At 45.6% G+C, this 6,351-nt stretch carries 3 protein-coding genes; all 3 read right to left on the bottom strand.

The window, feature by feature from the left end; translation table 11 throughout:
• Positions 1–46: 46 nt before the first annotated feature.
• Complete coding sequence (nspC, locus tag AACW75_RS12150) at positions 47–1,180, bottom strand: carboxynorspermidine decarboxylase (RefSeq protein ID WP_237297814.1); 1,134 nt, start codon at positions 1,178–1,180, stop codon at positions 47–49.
• A 211-nt stretch (positions 1,181–1,391) separates the two neighbouring features.
• Entirely contained in the window at positions 1,392–2,642 is a 1,251-nt protein-coding gene (locus tag AACW75_RS12155; protein WP_145571235.1) for a carboxynorspermidine synthase, read from the bottom strand.
• A gap of 8 nt (positions 2,643–2,650) precedes the next feature.
• Entirely contained in the window at positions 2,651–5,602 is a 2,952-nt protein-coding gene (locus AACW75_RS12160; RefSeq protein WP_186437206.1) for a pyridoxal phosphate-dependent class III aminotransferase, read from the bottom strand.
• Positions 5,603–6,351: the final 749 nt, after the last annotated feature.

Genomic DNA, 6,351 nt, shown 5'->3' on the forward strand with positions numbered 1-6,351 from the left:
GCAGCTCATCGGCTGCTCTTTTTACTATTCTGAAGCTATGACTCTGTTACTTAACTGACCATTGTGACAATGAACGTTTAAAGTCTTCGTAGCCAAACTCATTCAGCTTTTGAACTTCGCCATTGCTGCGCTCGCAGTAGATTGAAGGCATTTTAAGGCCGTTGAACCAGTTCAGTTTCACCATGGTGTAACCCGCACTGTCTAACAGATGCAGCTTTTGACCAATTTTCAACGGCTCATCAAAGCTTGCTTCGCAGAACTGATCGCCCGCAAGACATGAACACGAACCAATCACATAGTCATGGCTGCCATTTTCAGACGCTTCCAATACCGATGCTGGTTCATTATAGATAAGCGTATCTAGGCGGTGCGCCTCGGTAGCTGAATCGACAATTGCCGTTTTCTTCACGTTCTCTACGATATCAACTACTGTCACGACAAGATCCGTCGTTTTAGTGATGATGGCTTCACCCGGCTCAAGGTACATCTGCACGCCGTGCTTTTCAGAGAAGGCTTTTAGCGCAAGACCAAGCTTTTCAATGTCATAGCCCGGCCATGTGAAGAACACACCACCGCCCATGCTCACCCAGTCCAATTTATCTAAATGCTCACCAAATTGTTCTGAGATTGAATCAAGCAAGCCGATAAATGCATCGACGTCTTTGTTCTCACAGTTCATGTGAAACATGACGCCATTAATCTCATCGAAAGTCTCAGGCTTGATGTGATCAGCTTGAACACCCAAACGAGAGAATTGGCGTGCAGGGTTTGCTAAGTCTTGCCCTGCGTAGCTCACACCCGGATTTAAACGTAAACCCAGTGAAGCTTTACCTTCAACAATATGACGGTAAGCCGCTAACTGGCTTTGCGAGTTGAAGATCATCTTGTCGCAGATGTCAGCGACTTCTCTCACGTCATCTTCGCTGTAACCCACACTGTAAGCGTGCGTTTCACCACCAAAGGTTTCGTGGCCAAGCTTCACTTCATATGGGCCAGAGCTTGTCGTGCCATCGAGATAAGGTTTGATGATGTCAAACACACCCCATGTCGAAAAACACTTGAGTGCCAATACCAGCTTCACACCTGAAATCTCTTTCAGCTGTTTAGCTATCTCTAAATTCGCAATCAACTTCTCTTCGTTGATCATGAAATAAGGCGTTTTTAGTTCGTTGTTTTGCATGTTAATACCTTGCGGCCCTCGAGTTCACGAAGGCACATGATAATCGAACAAAGCCGACGCAACAGCATCGGCTTGTAATTATAAGTTCTCGTCAATCATATGACTTTGAATGGAATTCGCAGAACTTCGCCCTTGTAGCTAGGACATCGCGCGAAGTTTACGAATGTAAATGAGCACGATGGACAACGCAGCAAGGGCAAAGAACCAGAAATTACTTCAAAGTGTGGATCAGAGGTAGACCTTGTTTAGGCTCTAGCTCTTGAACATGCCAATCTAGACCGATTTCAGGCATCGTTGCAAGGAACGGGTCTGGGTTTAGCTGTTCCATGTTGAACACGCCTTTGTCAGCCCATTCACCACGGAAGAACTGAAGTGCAGCCGTAATTGCAGGAACACCGGTTGTGTAAGAGATTGCTTGGTGCTCAACGTCTTCGTAAGCCACTTCGTGGTCTGCGTTATTGTAGATGAATACGCTGCGCTCCTTACCGTCTTTCTTACCTTGAACCCAAGTACCGATGCACGTTAAGCCCGTGTAACCCGGAGCCAAAGATGTTGGATCTGGTAGCAGCGCTTTAAGAACATGTAGAGGCTGAACCACAGTGCCATCGTGCAGTGTTAGCGGATCTGGGCTTAGAAGACCGATATCACGCATGCAGTTGAAGTAGTTCAGGTATGCATCACCAAAGCCCATCCAAAATTCGATACGCTTAGCAGGGATGAACTCTCTCATTGAACGCACTTCATCGTGTGCCATTGAGTACACTTTATGAGAGCCACAGTTAGGGAATTCGAACTCAAGCATACGAGAGTGACAAGCTACTTGTTTCCACTCTTCGTTTTCCCAGTAGAAAGAGTCGCCTTGGATCTCAAGCATGTTGGTTTCTGGGTCAAAGTTTGTCGCAAACTTCTTGCCGTGATCGCCAGCATTCACGTCCATCACGTCGATTGAATCAATCTCATCGAACAAATGCTTAACCGCGTACGCAGCAAAGATTGATACCACACCTGGATCAAAACCAGCACCAAGAATACCAGTGATGCCCGCTTCAGCGAACTTCTCACGGTAACCCCACTGCCAATCGTAAGCTTGTGGTACTTGTTGACCTTCAGAACATAGGTCAACCGCTACCGATGTATCTAGGTAAGAGACTTTCGATTGGTAACACGCTTCCATGATCGCCATGTTTACCCAAGGAGGACCAGCGTTGATCACTAGATCAGGCTTAACTTCTTTAATCAAAGCAACAAGCGCATCAACATCGTCAGCGTCTACTGAACGTGCTTCTAGTTTCTTAGTTGAATCTTTAAGGTTGTTTTTACCCTTGATAGATTCGATGATTTTTTCACACTTCGCGATTGTGCGAGAAGCGATCGTGATATCACCCAGTACTTCGTTATTTTGTGCTGCTTTATGTGCAACAACCCAACCGACGCCGCCTGCACCAATTTGTAGAATAGCCATAGTTTTAATTACCCTTGTTGTTCTGCTAGCTCAATAGCTAAAGTTTGAATTTTGTTAATTAGAGATTTGAAATCTGATGTCTTTAAGCACGGGTTCAAGATAGTAAATTTCAGCGCACTTTTACCATCAACGACCGTTTCGCCAAGCACGGCAACGCCACGAGTCAGCGCCTCCAGCCTTAACGTCTGATTCAGTTTGTCTAAATCAAGAACGCTGTTTGCTGATTGTTCATTACTAGGCACAGATCGGAATAACACGGTAGAAAGTGAAGGCTCAGCAAGCAATTCAAAATCGTCATGCTTCTGAATCAGATCGGCAACTTGAAGTGTCTGCTCTAGGAGATGATCGTACATATCACCCAGTTGCTTTGGCCCAACGCTTTGCATCGTCATGAAGACTTTCAGTGCATCGAAACGCTTGGTGGTCGCAATAGACTTATCGACTAGATTCGGCAGCTCATCGTGCTCGCGGTTTAAGTAGTCTGCGTGATGCAGTAGGTACTTAAAGTTTGCTTTGTCTTTGAGAAGCACAGCACCACAGCTGATTGTTTGGAAGAACAACTTGTGGAAATCAACGCTGACTGAGTCCGCTTTTTCGATGCCTTTCAGACGAGCTTTATGGCTACTTAAGATAAGCGCGCCACCGTAAGCACTGTCGACATGGAACCAAAGACCTTGTTGGTTGGCGATATCAGCTATCGCTTCCAGGTCATCAATAGCACCGTGATCGGTTGTACCCGCGGTACCTACCACAGCAAAAGGAACCAATCCTTGAGCTTTAAGCGCTTTCACTTCTGCATCTAACAAGTCAGCTTTGATAGTGCCGTTTGCATTGGTATCAACACAGCACACTGCCGCTTCACCCAATCCCATTAGAGAGGCGGATTTTTGAACCGTAAAGTGAGATTTCTTTGAACATAAGATACGCAGTTTCTTTGCGTACTCTGGCAAGCCCAACTTTTGAATAGAATGACCATCGTGCTTATCGGCCACCCAGTCTCTAGCAAGCAATAGACCCATAAGGTTACTTTGCGTGCCACCGCTGGTGAAAACACCGTCAGCTTGTTCGCCAAGTTGATACTTTTCACACATCCAATCCACCACACGCTGCTCAACATAAGTCGCAGCCGATGCTTGATCCCATGAATCCATTGATTGATTCAAAGCAGCAATAATCGATTCCGCAGCGACAGAAGCCATAAGAGGAGGAGTGTGAAGGTGTGCAATGCAGTCTGGGTGTTGCACAAAGATAGAGTTCGCTGCGACTAAGTCAGCCGTGCTGTCCACAACATCAACCAAAGCGTGTTGGTTGTTATCGAGATCGACAGCGTTGATAGCTGCTTCTAGCATCTTTGGGTCTAAACCCGAATAAGGGGTTTCAACCTGTTCAAAAACCGCTTTCATCGCTTGAGTAGTTTGGTTCATCACGCTAGCAAATTCGTCGCTACCGCCTAAACCCGTCTGGATAAAATGCTTGTTCCATTCCTGATTTGATTCTTCGCTTTGTGTTTGGTCTTGTCGTAAACCACCACCCGCTGCGATGATCGCTTCTTCAATGACGCGCAATGCAAAGTCGATCTGCTCAAAAGAGATAATCATAGGTGGAAGGAAACGAATTACCGAACCATCACGACCACCCTTTTCAACCATCAAACCGCGTTCTAATGCCGCTCGTTGAATCCCTAGGGTTAGATCACCGTCTGATTGTGGTTCGCCAAACTTATTAAGCTCACCATTTGGTCGTTTGATCTCAGCGCCAAGCATCAAGCCTTTACCACGAACTTCAGCAATACAGTTCACGCGAGATTGAATCTTCTCTAGTCCATGACGTAAATATTGGCCTGCGATGTTCGCGTGCTCAACCAAACCATCTCGCTCGATGATTTCTAATGCTTTAGCGCCAGATACCATTGCTAATTGGTTACCACGGAATGTACCGGTGTGCTCACCCGCTTTCCATGTATCGATGCTCTTATCAAATACAAGCAGCGACATAGGCAGTCCGCCGCCAATCGCTTTAGACAAGCATAAGATATCAGGGTTAACACCTGATTCTTCAAACGCAAAGCGATGACCTGTTTTACCAACGCCACACTGAATTTCATCAAAGATAAGCAAGATACCATGCTCATCACAGATGCGACGTAAACCTTGTAACCAAGATGCAGGAGCAGGAATCACACCACCCTCACCTTGCACTGGCTCAACAATCATAGCAGCCGGTTTCATAATGCCAGACTCGTCGTCATTCAACATACGTTCGATGTAACGAATACTCGCGTTGGCACCCGCTTCACCACCAATGCCAAATGGACAGCGAAGGTTGTACGGGAAAGGCATGAAATGTACGTCAGACATCAAGCCGCTGCGACGTTCTTTTGTACCTAGGTTGCCCATCATACCCATGGTGCCATTAGTCATACCATGGTATGCGCCACGAAAAGCAAACATGGTGTTGCGACCTGTGGTTTGCTTAGCGAGCTTGATCGCAGCTTCTACAGCGTCAGCGCCAGATGGGCCACAAAATTGGATCACCGAGTTAGTTGAAAAGTCTTGAGGAAGAAAGGCTTTAACTCGCTTGATAAACGTATCTTTCGCTTGCGTCGTGATATCAAGCGTTTGGTATGGCAAACCTGAATCGAGTTGATCTTTGAGTGCTTGGTTGATCTCAGGGTGGTTATAACCCAGAGAAAGTGTACCTGCACCGGCTAAACAATCGAGAAAGAGTTGGCCACGAGTATCTTCAACTAAAACGCCACATGCTCTCTTAATTGCAATAGGCAGGCGTCTTGGGTAAGAGCGTACATCCGACTCATGCTGTTCTTGCTCAAGCAAAATAGCGTCAGGTGTTAGGTCATAAGTTCCCTCTACGATAGGAACCATAGTTGAAAATGAATTTGCGATAGTATTAATATCGACTTCAAAGGCGGTAGTCATAAAAGTCCCCTTGAATCTGTTCATACTCATCTCCATCAGACGCAATGACACACTAACCCTCTGCTGATTTTGAGAGAGTTCACCGTGAAACACGCGTATTGTCTAGAAATGAGATATAGCTGTACGCTCGCATAAGTCAAATGACGAATACGAAATTAGGCCGTCTTAGGACAGCAAAAATTAGTTAGCGCGAGCTCAAGGTTCAGTAATGCTACTGTTTTGAAGAATTGGACATTTTTGCAGTATCGGACAGCTATGAAGAACTGGCCCTTTTGGAAATGCAGAGCTGATTAGCAATGTTGTTATTAGTGTATTCAATGTTGGGTTTCCCATTAGCATGGCGAATTGCGCCATAAGTATCCCGTCTATCAGCTAAAGGATTAGCCGATACCTACCCTACGTAATGTCCCAATCAGCAAGAATGGTCACTACGCGTATCCCCCAGAAGTAATCGCTGCTCTTTTTGAACATCGGTCATTCCGAGATTGCGCAGGAAAGTAACACAAAGTGAAACGAACGATCAATAGTTTTTAATAATCGCTTTATAAATACTAGATTTGATTAGGTGATTGATTTAAATATCACCAATCTAAGCTCAGGGGTTGAACAAGAAGAGTTCGGGAGATGAGAAAAAAACAGATACAGCCTGTCTCGTCCTAAAATACGTTGACAGTATTTCTAATAAGTCAACAGCGTCAGCTGTTGGCTTTTTTCATGCACCTCATTTGGAGTTTTCATTCTGAGACTAAGGTGCGGCCTCATGTTGTTATAGG

Origin of the sequence: Vibrio sp. L3-7 (assembly GCF_963898195.1) — a bacterium.
Classification (GTDB): domain Bacteria; phylum Pseudomonadota; class Gammaproteobacteria; order Enterobacterales; family Vibrionaceae; genus Vibrio; species Vibrio echinoideorum.